The sequence below is a fragment of the Bradyrhizobium sp. CCBAU 45384 genome, assembly GCF_028128665.1.
In the GTDB taxonomy this organism is placed as follows: domain Bacteria; phylum Pseudomonadota; class Alphaproteobacteria; order Rhizobiales; family Xanthobacteraceae; genus Bradyrhizobium; species Bradyrhizobium manausense.
Window position 1 is genome coordinate 198,307 of sequence record NZ_LBIZ01000114.1, and the last position, 16,068, is coordinate 214,374.

A 16,068-nucleotide genomic window follows, 5' to 3' on the forward strand; every position below is an offset into this window, starting at 1 on the left:
AAGCCCCGGACCATCATGGGCGGGGCTTCGGCAGAGCTTGATGCGTTTTAGTCGACGACTATGCGCGCACGCCTCCCCGGGCCCCGAAGGCCGTGGTGGTTTTGGTCGTGCGTTTGGTGGTCGTGAACATGGCGGGACTTATGCGGGAGAGTTTTGCGTCCGTCAATGGCTTTTCGGCGGGATTTTGGCCTCGTTACTTGCCCCGCACGCCCGGTGGCTCGAGCAGGACCTCCTTGAGATCGTCACCGCTGATGACGACGATCGCGAAATTGAGCCGGCCGCCCTCGCGCACCAGCCCGCCGCTGATGGCCTTGCCTGATGCCGCCTTCTCGGCGACGCGCACGGCGTCAGCCAGGCGGTGCTTGATGATGCCGAGTGCGGCGAGGTTGCTGCGATCCTCATTGTCGAGCTCGGTGAGGGGCAGGGCGGCCTCGCCGCCGATGACCTCGCCGGTCGCCGCGTTGATGGTGTACCGCCAGATCCGGTCGTTGTGCAGGGTCTTGACCCGGTAGACCGGCACGCCCGAGCCGCCGTCGAAACTGATATCCGCGGTGGTCGCGCCGGCATGACGGGCTTCCGCGATCGCCATCGCTTGGCTGATCGAGATCGACGATGAGCGGAATCGCTCGATTTCGCGGCTGACGGCCTGGCGATCGGTCGCGGCGTCCCCATCTGTCTCGCTGTGGAGGGTGGCGGGCGTAGAGCCCGCCGAGATGGTCGCGCGAACAGGCGCTGCGATGAGCAGCCCTGACAGGGCGATCACCAGCAATCCGCATATCCCTGGTCTTGTCGCGCTCATGGTCCAAACCTTCGGCCGGCAGGTCTCGCACCAGCAAGTCTGCCGAATGTTCGTAAAGAAATCGCGGCCGGCCTTGGGCACCGGCCGGCCGCGGAGCGTCGCTAGCGGGCTGTACCCGTCGCGGCGATCTAAGCGGTTCGGTCCTCTTTTGGGGCTGGTGAAAAAAGTGGCCCGCACCGCTCTACAAACAAAACCATACCGTATCGTTTTATTTTGGTCAACGAAGCGACCATCCTCTGCTGGGACAAATCGCCGGTCTCACGGAAATGTCAGCGGGAGGGGCGGCGCCGTTGCGCGGCTTTTGGTGCGCCCTGGATGCGGTTCGCAGGGCCGATCGCGCCGGCCAGGAACAGCTTGATCGCCGCGCGCATCCGCTTCTCTGCCGCCTTGAACTCCATCGGCGTGCCGAACGTCGCCATGCGGTGGGTGTGGCCGACGACAACGTCGAGGAACACTTCGGCGGCGATCGTGGTGTCGTCGACATCGAGCGCGCCTTGCGCCGCCAGATGGTCGAAGAAGCGGGCGGTGGTCGCGACGGCCTTCAACCAGCCCTCTTCCTTGCCGAGCTTGGCGACATCAGGGAAGTTGATGGCCTGTGACGTCATCATGCGGCTGAAGGCCACGGCGTCGGGACCGCAGGTGAAATTCAGCATCTCGCGCCCGATCTCGACCAGCCGCTGTTCGACAGGGATATCGGAGGCGCTGCTGAGCTGCGTTTCCGCCGCAGCCGACAGCGGCGCCAGCCAGCGCGCAATCTCGCGGCGTAGCACGGCGGCAAACAGGCCGCGCTTGTCGCCGTAACGGGAATAGACGGTGGGCTTGCTGACCCGCGCGGCCTCGGCCACCGCATCGAGCGAGGTTGCGTCAAAGCCGCGATCGAGGAACAGGCGGGTGGCGACCTCGATCAGCCGCTGATCGCGCTCGATCGCGGCGCTCTTGGTCGGCCGGCCGCCGCGCGATTTCGACACCTCGCGTCGCGCCGTTGCCGTTTTTGCCTTGGTCGCAGTCAATCCCATGCCCAGTGGTTCCTGCGCGTTCCCGACAGTGATCATTGCTCTATAACGCGCAGCAACCAAGGCGTCATGGCGAATCTGGCCGAATTGGCCGGATCGTCAACGGTCTTCCGCCACCACCGTTCCGCGATGCGGATATCACGGCATCCGCGAGGTCCAGGCCTGGCCGCCGGCCGCTTTCTCGTAGCCGTACTGGTAGAGCGCCCGCATATAGCCGGTGTCGAAGCCTTCCGACGGCGGCGCCGGATAATCTCGCTCGATATAGGAGAGATGGAAGCCGAGGTGGTTGCGCTCCGCGAAATCGTAGGTCGACAGGATGATCGCGCGCGTCTGCGATTGCGTGATGGCGGACAGGCTGCGTGAGGCGACGTCGATCGTGCTGTTGGCGACCAGCTCGAAATTGCGTTCGATCTTCTTGTTGACGAGGATGTAGATGTCCATCTTCGCGTTGCCGGGCAGGCGTCCCTGCAACAGCAAGGCCTCGGGCAGCGTCAGCACCGGCGCCGTCACGCCGCCGTCGACATGCATCTCCTGAAATTTGCGACCCTGGCCTTCGGCCTCGATCAGGATGGGCGGAAACACCAGGGGAATGCTGGCGGAGGCCGCCATCACGTCACGAAACAGTTTCAGCGCCTCGGGCGTGCCGACCGCGGCGATCTTGCCCATGTCCCAGATCGCGGTGCGCTGGGTGTCGAGATCGGTGGTGACCACCAGCAGCCGCCGGCCCTTGGCGCTCTCGCGCGCGACCTGCGCCATGAGCTCGGGTCCGACATAGCGCGCGACCAGCTCGCGCAGCCGCGTATTGCCGAACAGGCCGGAGCCGAACAGCACGCGGATGATGCTGGGATCGTTCAAGAGGCTCTCGGCGATGCCGCTGGTGTAGAGCTCGCGCAGCGTGTCGTCGTACTGCGATCCGAGGAAGGCAAAGGGGGCAATGAGGCCCCCGGTGCTCACCCCTGATACGACGGAGAAGGTCGGACGGTTGCGTGCTGCGCTCCAGCCGTTGAGCACACCGACGCCGTAGGCGCCGTCGGCGCCGCCGCCGGAGAGCGCCAGATAGGTTCGGCTTCCGGTCGCCTTGTCCTGCGCGAAGCTGAACTTGGTGATGGGCTCGTCGGCGTAGCGCCTGAGGCCCTCGATATCGAGCACGCGCGAGCTGCTGGCATCGGCCGCCGTGTAGGGCGTGCGGGGAATTGAGGTGCAGGCGGCGAGTGTCAGGCTGGATAACACGACCAGTGACCTGATCAGGTGGCCAACCATGCGCCTTACCCAGTCGCCCGCGCGGCTGGAGACGTCCGTCGAACATGTGGGGAGGGGCATTGGTCGATGGCTGGCGATCACGCATCTGCGGCCGCAGGCCGTGTGCCGCGGCGTCTCGTCCAGCCCCGGCAGTAAAACTACACTGTATCGTTTTGTTCATCAAGCAGCCCCTGTCATCACGTCCGCGTCAACGCCGTGCCAGTCTGGGGCATCGTGCGGGTTGATCGGGCTCGCCCGACACGCAATAAGCACCGCCATGAATCTTCCCGATACCGGTCTACCCAATCATTTCGAGCTGCTGGCCACCGATGGCGCCGCGCGCACCGGCCACCTGACCACGCCCCATGGCGTGGTGCGGACGCCTGCTTTCATGCCTGTCGGCACCGCCGGTGCCATGAAGGGCATGCACTGGCGCGAGGTGCGCGATGCCGGCGCCGATATCGTGCTCGGCAACACCTATCATCTGATGCTGCGTCCCGGCGCGGAGCGCATCCACGCGCTCGGCGGATTGCAGCGGTTCACCGGCTGGAACGGGCCGATGCTGACGGATTCCGGCGGCTTCCAGGTGATGTCGCTGGCGGACCTGCGCAAGGTCAGCGAGCACGCCGTCACGTTCCGCTCCCATATCGACGGCGCCAAGGTCGAACTGTCGCCGGAGCGCTCGATCGAGGTGCAGCGCTACCTCGGCTCCGACATTGCGATGCAGATGGACGAATGCGTGCGGCTGCCGGCCGAGCGCGATGACGTCGAGCGCGCGATGCGGCTGTCGCTGCGCTGGGCCGAACGCAGCAAGCGTGCCTTCGAGAGCGCGCCAGACGGCTACATGCTGTTCGGCATCGTCCAGGGCGGCGACGTGCCGGAACTGCGCCATGCGAGTGCGCAAGGCCTGGTCGAGATCGGCTTCCATGGCTATGCGATCGGCGGTCTTGCCGTAGGCGAGCCGCAGGCCGTGATGCTGGCGATGATCGACGAGACGGCGCCGGCGCTGCCGGCGGACCGGCCGCGCTACCTCATGGGCGTCGGCACGCCCGACGACATTCTCGAGGCGGTGAAGCGCGGTGTCGACATGTTCGATTGCGTGATGCCGACGCGCAATGGCCGCCACGGCGTCGCCTTCACCCGCTTCGGCCAGGTCAATTTGCGCAACGCCCGCCACGCCGACGATCCGCGTCCGCTCGACGAGGAGAGTGCGTGGCCATCAACGCGCAATTGCGCACGCGCCTATCTGCACCATCTCGTCAAGGCGGGCGAGACGCTGGGAGCGATGCTGCTGTCCGAAATCAATATCGCCTACTACCAGTTCCTGATGCAGGGCATCAGGGACGCGATCGCACGCGGAACATTCGACGAGTTCTATCGGCGTACGCGCGAGGACTGGGCGAGGGGCGACATCGCCCCTCGCTAGGGCGAGAGCATGATCTGGACCCGAAGGGCCGCGTTAGCGCAAAGTGTGCAGCGGTTTTCCGACAAGATCATGCTCCAGCAATCGCGTCAGTTGCACACGATCCGCTGCTTGACGGCATGCTTGGTCACGAAACCGTAGCCGCAATTGTCACAGGTCCAGAGATACGAGATCATGTGATCCGAGACGTAGGCGGACGCTTCAGCGGCGACCATGGAATCGGCGCAGACGGGACACGTGGGCAACTCGCTACAACGCGGATCACGCCTTGCCGCGACGGTCGACAACACTTCAGCGACTGCTGACATCGTGGTGACCTCCCTGCTTTGAGACCTAAGTCTAACATAAACAGAATCAGTTGACGAGGTCGCAACACGAATGCGTTGATTTTCTGCTAATTAGTGCTCACGCGATTTTGCGATGCAGCGTATTTAACATGTGCCGCATTGTCGCTTGCGTGTCGTCACTAGCTGTCCGTAACTGCGCAAACGCTGCGCGAGAAGCGTAATTGCTGCCACAGGGAGTTCAACATGGACGCATCGTCCGAGAAGGTTGCAAAGATGGGTGCAGCGCACCAACCCGGTCGCGGCCGGATCTACGACTCGATCGTCGAGGCTTTCGGCGACACGCCGATCGTTCGCCTGCGCCGGTTGCCGGGCATGCGCGGCGTCGACGCGACGGTTCTGGCAAAGCTCGAATATTTCAATCCGGCCGCCAGCGTGAAGGACCGTATCGGTGCCGCCATGATCATCGCGATGGAGAAGGCGGGCATCGTCAAGCCCGACACGGTGCTGATCGAGCCGACGTCAGGCAATACCGGCATCGCGCTCGCCTTCGTCGCGGCGTCACGTGGTTACCGTCTGAAGCTGGTGATGCCGGAATCCATGTCGATCGAGCGGCGCAAGATGCTCGCGTTCCTCGGCGCCGAGCTGGTGCTGACGCCGGCGGCGCAAGGCATGAAGGGCGCGATCGCGACCGCCGAAGAGCTGTTGAAGACGACGCCGAACTCGGTGATGCCGCAGCAGTTCAAGAACCTCGCCAATCCGGAGGTGCATCGCCGTACCACGGCGGAAGAGATCTGGAACGACACATCAGGCAATATCGACTACTTCGTCGCCGGCGTCGGCACCGGCGGCACCATCACCGGCGTCGGTCAGGTTCTGAAGCCGCGCAAGCCGTCCTTGCGGGTGGTCGCGGTCGAGCCCGAGGAGAGCCCGGTGCTATCGGGGGGCGCCCACACGCCGCACAAGATCCAGGGTATCGGCGCGGGCTTCGTACCCGACATTCTCGACCGCTCCGTGATCGACGAGATCGTGAAGATCAACTCGACGACCGCGATCGAAACGTCGCGCGCGCTGGCGCGGCATGAGGGCATTCCGGGTGGCATTTCCTCCGGTGCCGCGATCGCCGCCGCGCTCGAGATCGGCAAGCGGCCGGAAGCGGCGGGAAAAACCATTTTGGCTGTCGTGCCGTCCTTCTCCGAGCGCTATCTTTCGACGGCTCTGTTTGAAGGAATCTGAGAGATGGCGGATCAACCGAGGCGACCGCGGACATTGGGCGACGCGCGCACTGAAGCCGAGGCGGCGTTCAAGAAGGTGACGGCTAAAGTGGCGGAGCCGCCGCCGAAGAAAAACGCGGCACCCGGGATCAAGGAGCAGGTGACGCTGCGGATCGATCAGGACGTGCTCGAGCATTTCCAGGAAGGCGGCCCCGGCTGGCAGGACCGCATCAACGAGGCGCTGCGCAAGGCGGCGGGGAAGTAAATCTCCGCGGCCCGATACGTCCGTGTAAGGCACGCCTCTTTCCTCGTCATTGCGAGGAGCTCTTGCGACGAAGCAATCCAGACTATTGCCGCGGAGGGATTCTGGATTGCTTCGCTACGCTCGCAATGACGAAGTCTGCGGCAGCATTTTCCTTCTGCCTTGACCGAGGAGAGCAAAGAAAAAGCCCGGCGTGAGCCGGGCTTTTGTATTTGCGATCGGGCTTTGCGGCTCAGCGGCGGAACATGCCGCCCATCATGCCGCCGACCACGCCGCCCACGAAGGCCGCACCCGCGTCGCCGCCACCGCTGTTGCGATGCTGAACCGGTGCGCTCTGCGCCTGTGCTGGCGCTGGTGCCGCGCGCCGGGCCGGCTTCGCGCTGTCATCGCTCACGGTCGTCGTCGCGACGATCTCGGACAACAGGGCCTTGTGCTGGAGCTTGTTGAGGAAGCCCGTCGACGGATAGCCGCGAGCGGCCTGCCAGCGCTTGAGCACCGAGCGGGTCTCGTCATTGAAGACACCGGTGACCTTGGTGTCGAAGCCGAGGCCGGTGAGGCGGCGCTGCACGTCGCGGCGCTGACCCTTGTCGAGGCCGATCTGGTCCTCGGTGAGCTGGGTAGCGTCGTCGGTGAAAGTTGCGGGATCGACGCCGGCATTGAGGTTGCGGGTCGTGGTCGACGGACCGTTCTGGATCGCCGCGAGCCGCGCCATTGCCAGCGGCTTGAACTGGCCGTTGGGATAAGCGGAGAGGTAGGCGTTGAGCTCTTCCGGCTTGTTGGATTCCTTCACCGAGCGCCAGAACTCGACTTCAGCCTCGGAGTTGCCGGCCGCTGCGGCTGGCGCGGCGGTTGCCGTCGGCGCCGCGTTGGCAACCTGGGTCGTCGGCGCCTGGTTGAGATAGACCGCGCCGATCAAATTGGTGTGGCCCCACGGCAGCTGGCCCTTGTGGGTCTCTTCATTGACCTGCGCGCGCACGGAGGTCATCGCCTGCTGGATCTCGACGCCGGGCTTGGTGATGTTGTCGATCAGCGCGCGGGTGAACGGGCTGTTGTTGCCCTCCTGGCCGTCGAGCGCGGTCTGGCCCGGGCCGGTGGCGAACGCGATCAGCGTGCCTTCGCCCGACTTCATCTCGGCTAGGCCGCTGCCGACATTGACGCTGCGGGTGGCCGAGTTCGACTTGATCTTGGCGGCGAACGGGTTGTCGCGGCAGGCGTCGAGGAACACCAGCTTGACCTTGGCATCGCCCATGGTCTGGTCGAGCGTCAGGTCGACGTTGATGGCGGCGCCAAGCTTGACGTCCATCTCCGACTTGATGTCGGCATCGACGGGCAGGAGATAGTTGGTGCCGCTGACGGCGATGCCGTGGCCGGCATAATAGAACACTGCGATATCGGAGCCTTGGGCCTTGCGGCCGAAATCGAGCAGCTTCTCGGTCATCTGGTCGCGGGTGAGGTTGGAGCCTTCGATCACCTCGAAGCCGACATTGCGCAGCGTCGATGCCATCGCCTTGGCGTCGATCGGCGGGTTCGGCAATTGCGCGACGTTCTTGTAGGCGCCGTTGCCGACGACAAAGGCGACGCGGCGGTCGGCCTTGGCGGCGCTGACCGACAGCGCCATGCACATCAGCGAAACGATGATGGTGAGAGTGCGCATCTGAAATCCCCAACAGAATCGAATGACAGGCAGCAACAGATTGGTGTCGAACCTACACGAAACCGCCTGGCCTCGCGCTAGCAAAACGACTGACTCAACCCGCAGCTCTGTGATCGAATGTGCACGATGGAATGCCCCTCCAACGTGATCCAAATCACGCTCGACCACCTGGATTTGTCGCCTCAAGCCGCGCGGTGGTTCACCGGGCGCGGGCGCGAATCGGGGCAGGGCGTTCGTGCCGGGCCCATAAAAAATCGACCCGGCGAGGTCGCCGGGTCGATGGTCGTATCGCCGTGCTGTCGTCCTATTTCGACAGCGAGATATTGGCGCCGCGGAACTGGCTGTCCGCGCGCATCGTAACGCTCTGCTTGTTGCCGCTCGTTCTCAACGCGATGTTGGCGTTGAATCCAGCGGCAGAGGCCACCACTTCGAAGTTCCCGCCACCGCCGCGTCCCTGAAGCGAGCCGCTGATATTGCGGCTGGCCTCGGACCAGCTACCGGTGATGGCACTCCCCTCGGCCTTGACGCTGGCAGCCAGGTTGAACTTGTAGGCGTCGCTGGCACAGGTCAGCGACATCTCCATGGTCGGTCCGATCGGGGCGTATTTGGCCCGGCAGCGGATCCGCTCGGTCGAGCCGTCATCCAGCGTCACCGTGCCGCCGCCGCTCCAGCTGCCCGCCAGCGGTGCGAAGGGACCGGCTTGGGCCTTGCTCTCCGAGCTGGTGGCAACAGCTGTCACCAACAAAACGGCGGCCGCCGTGAGCAGCCGCCGATTGAGGACACCAGTTCCGAATTGCTTATTGGCGCGATGCTTCCCACCGCCCGCTGCACGGTATACCTGCAGATGCTCCATTCCACTTCCCCGATCCGGCATTGCCGCTGAGTTGACCGTTGGCATATGCACCATTGATCGAAACTTTCACAAGACCCCCACTGCCGATGGTGCCGGAAACGTTAGCGCCGGGTGCGGTGATCTTGCCGTCGGCGACCGTCAGCATGGAGCTTGCGGTCGGCTCGCACGAACCGGTCTTGGTCACGATGGTGACCTGCCAATTGCCGTCATAGGGAGTCTGGGCGAAAGCGGGAGCGGCGAGGCTGGCAGTAACAATTGAAGCGGCACAGAACGCCGCAATGCGACCAAAACGCATGAATTCCGTCCTTGAATGTGTCTGATATGCTGACTGTTATTCGGGCCAAATGTGACGGAAATTTGGTGCGATGCAATTGCGAAAATTGTTCCTGTGCAAACAATGGTTTATTTGCGATTTTGGCTCCGATTTTTGAAGCAGAATCAATGCGACCTCACGTTCATCCTTAACGCGAGAAGCGACTCAGGAAAGATCTCCTAGGAAAGACTTGGTGCTGAGGTCGCGAACTGCTCGTCCTGAGTCTTGGCCGGCAACGCCTTGTGGACCTTGGCGTAGTCGATCACGTCGGCGAGCAGCTTGAGCCCCAGCGGGGCCAGCGCACGCTCCCAAAGCTCGCGAGCGGTCTCGCCCTTCTTCACGAAGCACCAGTCCTGAGCAGCGATGGCGCCGGCGTCCATACGGTCGGCGAGGTGATAGATGGTGCCGCCGGCGATCGGGTCGCCTTCCTTGATGGTCCATTCCACCGCGGCCTTGCCGCGATGGCGCGGCAGCAGCGAGGGGTGGTAGCCGATCCCGCCGAGCTTGCTGGCTGCGAGCGCGTCCTTGCCAACCCGGGCATGACTGTGGGCGGTGATGATCAGATCGGTGTCGGGGGCAATCTCGGAGGCCACCACCAGCTTGGGATTGGCCTGCACCACCACCTCGATGCCGGCGGCCTTGGCCGTCGCGGCCAGGCGGTCGTCCGCGTCGGCCACCACGACCCGCACGACCCCGACGCCGTGTTCGCGAAGCATGTTCAGGGTGGTCACGCCGAAATGGCGGGAGCCGACGAGGGTAATGCGCATGGGTGTCTGATCCGTCTCGCAACTGCGTCATCCCCCGATAACACGTCCGGGCGCCCTGTCACCACCCGCGCGGCGTTTGCACCGGTTATCAACAATGCAGGGGTGCACAGGACCGATGAACGCGGCGAACGCATCATTGGCCGTTCCGGTGCTTCCATAACCGCACTGTGACCTTGGGCCGGAGCAGCGGCCTTTTCGTTGTCCGCCGCACCGGATCATCAAACGGTAACACGTTCTCAACCCAGTTGTCGTATCGACGAATCCGTCGCGGATTTGTATTGCGTACCGCGACACCAAAAATGTCCCGCCGGCGTGGGTGCGCCGCGCGGGCATTTTTGCCGGGACCGATGTCATGTCGAACGCAATTGCGCAGATCGTGGACGCCTATGTGCGGCTGAAGAACCGCCGTGGCCTCGACGAGCTGATGATGCACAGGCAGCGGCTCGCCGTTGACCTGAAGGGCAGGTCAGGCGCGTACGATTTGAGCCTGCCGATCAGCAAGATCAACGAGGAGATCGCGATCATCGAGGAAGGTCTCAGCCGGCTGAAGGCTGAATCCACGGACATCTGACGCTTTAGTCGCGCCGTCCGCCATCGATCACGGTGAACAGCGGTCGCGCCGGGGTCGGCTCGACCAGCAATTCCTCCACCAGCGCGGTTGCCGCATCGACATATTTGCGCGTGGGGTTGTCGAGCTCGCGTTTGGCCTCGTCATCGAGCGCAACCTTGGCGGCCTCGACCAGCTTGCGCATCCGCGCCGCGTGGTCGTCGCCTGCCGTCAGCGTCGCGCGCGCCAGCGAGCGCAGCACGAACAGCTCGCCTTCGAGGCGAAGCAGGCGGTCGTTGAGCCGGGTGAGGACAGCGTTGAGGTCGGCCATAGTGTGCTGTTCTGGCGTGCTGCTCGTTGCAGGGATCCTGACCCGTCTAGCTGTCATCGATGAACGGAGTGCAAATGCCGAAGGCGCAATTGGTCCGATCAGCCCGGGATCAGGCCGCGGTTCGGGCCAGATAGTCCCGGGCAAACGCAAGATACCAATCAAGGCAGGCCGGATTGGCCATCGCTTCCTTGTTGATGACCTTCTCGACGGGCTGGCCGAGCAGCAGCTTCTTGATCGGCAGCTCCTGCTTCTTGCCCGACAGCGTGCGCGGGATCTCGGCGACGGCAAAGATCTCATTCGGCAGGAAGCGGCGTGACAGGCGGGCCTCGATCGCCTTGTTGATCTTCGCCTGCATTGCGCCATCCAAGGCGACGCCCTCGCGCAGCACGACGAACAGCGGCATGTAGCTTTCGCGGCCGAGATATTCGAGGTCGACGACGAGGCTGTCGAGCACCTCCGGCAGCGCCTCGATGGCGGAATAGAGCTCGCTGGTGCCCATGCGCAGCCCGTGCCGGTTGATCGTCGCATCGCTGCGGCCGTAGATCACGCAGGAGCCGTCCGGATTGATCTTGAGCCAGTCGCCGTGCCGCCACACCGGGCCGCGGCCGCTGCCGTCGAAATGATCGGGATAGGTCTCGAAATAGCTGGCGAGATAGCGCGCGTTGCCCCTGTCGTTCCAGAAATAGAGCGGCATCGACGGCATCGGCTCGGTGCAGACGAGTTCGCCGACCTCGCCCGTCACGGCGCGGCCCTGTTCGCTGAAGGCTTCCACGGCCGCGCCGAGCAGGCGGCATTGCATCGCGCCCGGCGTCTGCGGCAATTCCCTGTTGCCGCCGATGAAGGCGCCGGCGAAATCGGTGCCGCCGGAGATGTTCGCCCACCAGATATCGGCCTGCGCCTTGCTGCCGTTGAGCTTCGACAGCGCAGCGAAGCGCGCGTTGAACCAGGCCTGGGTGTCGGCGCTGAGCGGCGAGCCGGTCGAGCCGAGGCAGCGCAGGCGGGAGAGATCGCCCGCGGCCGTAAGGTCGATCTCCGCCTTGGCACAGTTGGCGAAGAACGCCGCGCCAGCGCCGAAGAAGGTCGCTTTCGATTGCGCCACGAAGCGCCACAACGTGGACCAGTCGGGCTTGTCCCTGGTGCCGCCGGGGCTGCCGTCGAAGATGCAGCAGGTGGTGCCGCTGAGCAGGCCGCCGACCTGCGAATTCCACATGATCCAGCCGGTCGACGAGTACCAGTGATAGCGCTCGCCGAACGAGTTCTCGTGATAGGAACAGCCGATGTCGTTGTGTAAGCCGAGGAGCGCCAGCACCACGATGACGATGCCGCCATGGCCGTGCACGATCGGCTTCGGCAGGCCGGTGGTGCCGCTGGAATAGACGATCCAGAGCGGATGATCGAATGGCAGCCATATCGGCTCGAAGGCGTCGACCGCCGTGCCCGTCCTTGCGGTGATGTCCGAGAGCAGGGCGTCCGGTGCGGCGGGCGCTTCGCTGTGCAGGATCACATGCTCGACCGTCGGCAGCGAGCGGCGCAACTCGGCGACGACGTCCTTGCGGTCATGCCTGCGCCCGGCATAGGTGACGGCGTCACAGGCGATCAGCACTCTTGGCTCGATCTGCTTGAAGCGGTCGATCACGGCGGGCGCCGCCATGTCGGGCGCGCAGAGGCTCCAGACCGCGCCGATGCTGGCACTCGCGAGAAACGCGATGATGGTCTCGGGAATGTTGGGAAGGTAGGCCGCGATGCGGTCGCCGGGCTTGATCCCCTTGTTCTTCAGATGCAGCGCCAGTGCGGCCGCCTTGCGCTTGAGCTCCGGCCAGCTGGTTTCCGTGAGCTTGCCGTCCTCGCCGCTGGAGACGATCGCGGGCTGGCCGGCGCCATGCGCGGCGTCCACATGCCGGAACACCTGCCGCGCATAGTTCACCTGCGCGCCGGGAAACCACACCGCACCGGGCATCTTGCGCTCGGTGATGACGGCCGCAAACGGCGTTGACGATTGCAGGTCGTAATAGTCCCAGATGCTGCGCCAGAACGCATCGAGATCCCGCACCGACCATTGCCGCATCGCCTCGTAGTCAGCGAAGGTGAGGCCACGCTGCTTGGCAAGCCAGTCGCGATAAAGGGCAATCTGCGGGACGAAAGGAGCGGTCATTGCATAGCGGCTTCGGTTGCGGAGAGGGCGAACTTAACCGGTGTCGCCCTTCAGCAAAAGCCGCGCATCGTCCGCCGAATGGCAGGCATGACATCGCGGCCGCGGCGGCTTTCGGTCAGCTCCGATGCCGCACCCACCGTTGATCTAGGTCAACATTGCCGGTGCACCGCGACGCACGTTGCCTCTGGCCGGGCTGGGGCGGCAGCCATCATCATCCACGCGTGCAATGAGGGAGGATCGCCATGCGCCGGAGCAAGCGTCGTTCGATGAAGTCAGTAGCAGTCGCAGCGCTTGCGGCTGCGGGTCTGCTGGGGACGGCGGGGGTGACCCTCAGTCCGACACCCGCGAAGGCCGTGGTCTATTGCCAGTATGTCGATTATCCGCCGTCCTGCGTCGCACGCGCTGGCGTGGTGCTACGGCCGCGGCCTGTTGCACGTGCCGCGGTTCGTGCCGGCACCGTGAGCGGGACCAATCTGAATGGCGGCGTCAACCGCGTTGGCGTGCGCCGGTAAGCGATCTGCCGGCGCTACCACTGCACTCCGGCCCAGCGCCGGCCGAACACGGCCGGCTTGGACTTCACGGCCTGCCAGCCGAAGAAATGGTGCTTGCCGGACCAGGAGTGTACCACGCCGCTGCAGATGCTGCATTTGAACTGGCCAGCGTGTGGCTCGGCATGCTCCTCCCGGGTCGCGGTGTAGTTCATGCCGCAACCGGGGCAGGTGAATTCTTCGATCGTCCAGATGGTATTGGCCATTGCACCGCGAGTGTTTTTGGGACCTTGCGGCAAGGATAGGCGCGAGCCTTTGCATCGGCGTAAATTGGTCGGCTGAAATCCGGTTAAATGCCGTTAGGCAATGCGGGCACACGTGGCGGATCTTGCCGGATTTCCCGGATCTGGCGGACCCCGGCGGCTCGAGCCCGTCTCCGGCCGGCTTGACGCCCGGCCCGGGGCTCGCAATAACCCGGGGCCGCGCAAGCGCCGGAGCTGCGTTGATGCCGCAAGGAAAGCCGTGCCTGTGAAAAGTCTGCGTCAGCTCCTGACGGGCGAGGACGTCATCCAGCTGGTGATCCGGCTCGGCCTGTTGGCGCTGTTGATCGTCTGGACATTCCTGATCATCCGGCCGTTCGTGCCGATCCTGGCCTGGAGCGGCGTGCTCGCGGTCGCGTTCTATCCGGCCTTCAACTGGCTGGCCAAAGTGCTTGGCGGCCGGCCCAAGACCGCAGCCGCCATCCTCACCTTGGTGACGCTCGGCATCGTCCTTGGCCCGGCGACTTGGCTCGGCGTGAGTGCCGTCGACGGGGGCAGGGAGCTGGCGCATCAGCTCGGCACCGGTGACCTCGCGCTGCAGTCCGCTCCGGAACAGATCAAGTCATGGCCGCTGATCGGCCCGACATTGTTCGAGCTGTGGGACCAGGCCTACACCAACATCCGCGCGGTGCTGCGCGAGGTGGCGCCCTATCTCCAGCCGCTGGCAGGACCGCTGCTGACGCTCGCTGGCGATGCCAGCCTTGGCACGCTCCAATTCCTGGTCTCGGTGTTCGTGGCCGGCTTCCTGTTTCCCCACGGGCCGCGGCTGGTTGCCGCCGGGCGCGGCTTCCTGTCGCGCATCGTGCCCGAGCAGAGCGAGCATTTCCTCACGCTTGGCGGCGCCACCATCCGTGCGGTGGCGCAAGGCGTGATCGGCGTTGCCATCGTGCAGGCGCTGCTGGCCGGCATCGGCTTCAAGCTCGCGGCCGTGCCGAGTGCCGGCTTGCTGGCCTTTCTCGTGCTGCTGTTGTCGATCGTGCAGATCGGCGCCTTCCTCGTGCTGCTGCCTGTCATCATCTGGATCTGGACCGCCAAGGACGTGACCACGGCGCTGGTGCTCACCGTGTTCTTCGTCGTCGTCGGCTTCATCGACACCATGCTGAAGCCGCTCGTCATGGGACGCGGCCTCAACACGCCGACCATCGTCATCTTCGTCGGCGTGATCGGCGGCACGCTGGCCCATGGCATTGTCGGCCTGTTCATCGGGCCGATCATCCTGTCGGTGGCGTGGGAGATGGCGGCGGCGTGGATCGGGAGCGAGACGGGGAAGCGGACGGCTGCATCACCCGCTTCCGACGAGGTCCGATAGCGCCTTAGGCGCTGACCAAACGCTTTTCGCAGAGTGTGGACAATTGGGGATGGCGGTGGCCTTCAGGGCGGCCGTGTAACTTGTCTAATGAATTAGACAAGTTACGATGGCCGCAGATTCTTTTTCGGTTTGCGACAGGAATGGCGAAGTCTTCCAAGCTGGTCGCCGCCAAGCGCGGCAAGGTCTTGTTGGTCAGGAGACGGTCGGACGGCCTCTGGATGTTCCCGGGCGGCCGCAAGCGCGCGCGCGAAACCGAGAAGGCCTGCCTGCGGCGCGAGATCAAGGAAGAGCTGCCGAAGCTGAAGCTCGGCCGGATCAGCCTCTGGAAAGAGGTGAAGGCCAAGAACAAGCGTTCGGGCCGCAAGATGAGCGACGCGATCTTCATCGCCAAGAGCGCCAAGGGACGCCTTGCGATCGGCGATAAGAAGGAGATCGACCGCGCAGCCTGGCAGAAGCCGCGCGGCATCCGCCTGACCGCGACCTCGCGCTACATCAGGGATCGCCTGTTTCCGCGGAAGTCGCGCCGGAGCTAGCCGCGAGGGGTGTGCGACAACCGCGGGCGTGGCAGCCAGGAGTGTGACAAAGAGTCCGACCGGGCGCGCATCGGGTGTGAACCAGTTCACAAGCCGCCACGGAGAGGGCTGCTATAGAGGTGTCATTGCCTTACTTATTTATAGTCTGAAATTTATAGTCTTTGAAACACCCCAGTGTCCCCAAGCACTGGGGTTTTTCGCATCCAGCCCACTGTTGCTACTGCCGCAGCGCCGGGATCTGGATCGAGGCAACGTCGGAGGCCGAGCAGGCGCTACTCCGATCTTCCCAGCACCCGAGACCGCCCCGTCGATGACGACCTCGACCGCGGCGCCACACGCGGTTCTGCCGGCGCCGCGATCCTGATCGCCTCGGCTTCGCGCTGCTCTCTGCGCGCCTGCCTTGCGCTTTGCATCGCGCGCTTGATGAAGGGATGTTGAGCGTCGTCAGCGAAGAACAGCACGACCTCGCAACAGGGACATTGCCTTGAATAGCCGTCCTGCAGCCGTCCCGCGCGATCGCGAAACATCGTCTTGCAACGCGTGCACTGGATCTGGACGAAACTCATG

General features: G+C 64.4%; 18 protein-coding genes. 7 read left to right on the forward strand and 11 right to left on the reverse strand.

Features of this window, described 5'->3' with window-relative positions; genetic code table 11:
• Nucleotides 1-193 precede the first annotated feature (193 nt).
• The 3 genes from XH80_RS27220 to XH80_RS27230 form a co-directional block, all read right to left on the reverse strand.
• Entirely contained in the window at nt 194-799 is a 606-nt protein-coding gene (locus XH80_RS27220; RefSeq protein WP_271601217.1) for a PepSY domain-containing protein, read from the reverse strand.
• A gap of 269 nt (nt 800-1,068) precedes the next feature.
• The gene (locus XH80_RS27225) at nt 1,069-1,815 is read right to left on the reverse strand and encodes a TetR/AcrR family transcriptional regulator (RefSeq protein WP_271601218.1); all 747 of its coding nucleotides are present in this window, start codon (nt 1,813-1,815) and stop codon (nt 1,069-1,071) included.
• A 135-nt stretch (nt 1,816-1,950) separates the two neighbouring features.
• Nucleotides 1,951-3,072, reverse strand: coding sequence for a patatin-like phospholipase family protein (locus XH80_RS27230; RefSeq protein WP_271601219.1), 1,122 nt, complete (start codon nt 3,070-3,072; stop codon nt 1,951-1,953).
• A 256-nt stretch (nt 3,073-3,328) separates the two neighbouring features.
• Here XH80_RS27230 and tgt point away from each other — a divergent pair, with 256 nt between their 5' ends.
• Entirely contained in the window at nt 3,329-4,477 is a 1,149-nt protein-coding gene (tgt, locus tag XH80_RS27235; protein ID WP_271601220.1) for a tRNA guanosine(34) transglycosylase Tgt, read from the forward strand.
• Nucleotides 4,478-4,563: 86 nt separating this feature from the next.
• Here the strand turns inward: tgt and XH80_RS27240 are convergent, their stop codons facing one another.
• Nucleotides 4,564-4,782: a hypothetical protein gene (locus tag XH80_RS27240; RefSeq protein ID WP_057755648.1), complete on the reverse strand. Its 219-nt coding sequence runs from the start codon at nt 4,780-4,782 to the stop codon at nt 4,564-4,566.
• Between the two features lie 222 nt (nt 4,783-5,004).
• Between XH80_RS27240 and cysK the strand changes: the two genes are divergently transcribed.
• Together cysK and XH80_RS27250 are read left to right on the forward strand one after the other, a co-directional pair.
• On the forward strand, nt 5,005-5,994 hold the full coding sequence (gene cysK / locus XH80_RS27245) for a cysteine synthase A (RefSeq protein ID WP_271601221.1): 990 nt from the start codon (nt 5,005-5,007) through the stop codon (nt 5,992-5,994).
• Nucleotides 5,995-5,997: 3 nt separating this feature from the next.
• Complete coding sequence (locus XH80_RS27250) at nt 5,998-6,237, forward strand: BrnA antitoxin family protein (RefSeq protein WP_271601222.1); 240 nt, start codon at nt 5,998-6,000, stop codon at nt 6,235-6,237.
• Nucleotides 6,238-6,466: 229 nt separating this feature from the next.
• Here the strand turns inward: XH80_RS27250 and XH80_RS27255 are convergent, their stop codons facing one another.
• The 4 genes from XH80_RS27255 to XH80_RS27270 form a co-directional block, all read right to left on the reverse strand.
• Nucleotides 6,467-7,888, reverse strand: coding sequence for a caspase family protein (locus tag XH80_RS27255; protein ID WP_271601223.1), 1,422 nt, complete (start codon nt 7,886-7,888; stop codon nt 6,467-6,469).
• 304 nt (nt 7,889-8,192) lie between these two features.
• Nucleotides 8,193-8,741, reverse strand: a complete 549-nt coding sequence (locus XH80_RS27260; protein ID WP_271601224.1) for a hypothetical protein — start codon at nt 8,739-8,741, stop codon at nt 8,193-8,195.
• Nucleotides 8,686-9,036, reverse strand: a complete 351-nt coding sequence (locus XH80_RS27265; RefSeq protein ID WP_271601225.1) for a hypothetical protein — start codon at nt 9,034-9,036, stop codon at nt 8,686-8,688. The genes XH80_RS27260 and XH80_RS27265 overlap by 56 nt, the downstream gene beginning before the upstream one ends.
• Nucleotides 9,037-9,233: 197 nt before the next feature.
• Nucleotides 9,234-9,821, reverse strand: a complete 588-nt coding sequence (locus XH80_RS27270; protein WP_057755630.1) for a formyltransferase family protein — start codon at nt 9,819-9,821, stop codon at nt 9,234-9,236.
• A gap of 352 nt (nt 9,822-10,173) precedes the next feature.
• On the opposite strand from XH80_RS27270, the gene XH80_RS27275 reads away from it, so the two are divergent.
• Complete coding sequence (locus tag XH80_RS27275) at nt 10,174-10,392, forward strand: hypothetical protein (RefSeq protein ID WP_271601226.1); 219 nt, start codon at nt 10,174-10,176, stop codon at nt 10,390-10,392.
• Nucleotides 10,393-10,396: 4 nt separating this feature from the next.
• Here XH80_RS27275 and XH80_RS27280 read toward each other — a convergent pair whose 3' ends face one another.
• Nucleotides 10,397-10,699, reverse strand: a complete 303-nt coding sequence (locus XH80_RS27280; RefSeq protein ID WP_271601227.1) for a hypothetical protein — start codon at nt 10,697-10,699, stop codon at nt 10,397-10,399.
• A gap of 109 nt (nt 10,700-10,808) precedes the next feature.
• Entirely contained in the window at nt 10,809-12,851 is a 2,043-nt protein-coding gene (locus tag XH80_RS27285) for an acetoacetate--CoA ligase (RefSeq protein ID WP_271601228.1), read from the reverse strand.
• 266 nt (nt 12,852-13,117) lie between these two features.
• Here XH80_RS27285 and XH80_RS27290 point away from each other — a divergent pair, with 266 nt between their 5' ends.
• Nucleotides 13,118-13,363, forward strand: a complete 246-nt coding sequence (locus XH80_RS27290) for a hypothetical protein (RefSeq protein ID WP_271601229.1) — start codon at nt 13,118-13,120, stop codon at nt 13,361-13,363.
• 14 nt (nt 13,364-13,377) lie between these two features.
• On the opposite strand, the gene XH80_RS27295 is transcribed toward XH80_RS27290, so the two are convergent.
• The gene (locus XH80_RS27295) at nt 13,378-13,605 is read right to left on the reverse strand and encodes a hypothetical protein (RefSeq protein WP_220004323.1); all 228 of its coding nucleotides are present in this window, start codon (nt 13,603-13,605) and stop codon (nt 13,378-13,380) included.
• A 256-nt stretch (nt 13,606-13,861) separates the two neighbouring features.
• On the opposite strand from XH80_RS27295, the gene XH80_RS27300 reads away from it, so the two are divergent.
• Nucleotides 13,862-14,968 carry an AI-2E family transporter gene (locus tag XH80_RS27300; protein ID WP_271601230.1) on the forward strand — a complete coding sequence of 369 codons (1,107 nt, stop codon included), beginning with the start codon at nt 13,862-13,864 and terminating at the stop codon, nt 14,966-14,968.
• A gap of 140 nt (nt 14,969-15,108) precedes the next feature.
• Complete coding sequence (locus tag XH80_RS27305) at nt 15,109-15,501, forward strand: NUDIX hydrolase (RefSeq protein ID WP_057755621.1); 393 nt, start codon at nt 15,109-15,111, stop codon at nt 15,499-15,501.
• Nucleotides 15,502-16,068 lie beyond the last annotated feature (567 nt).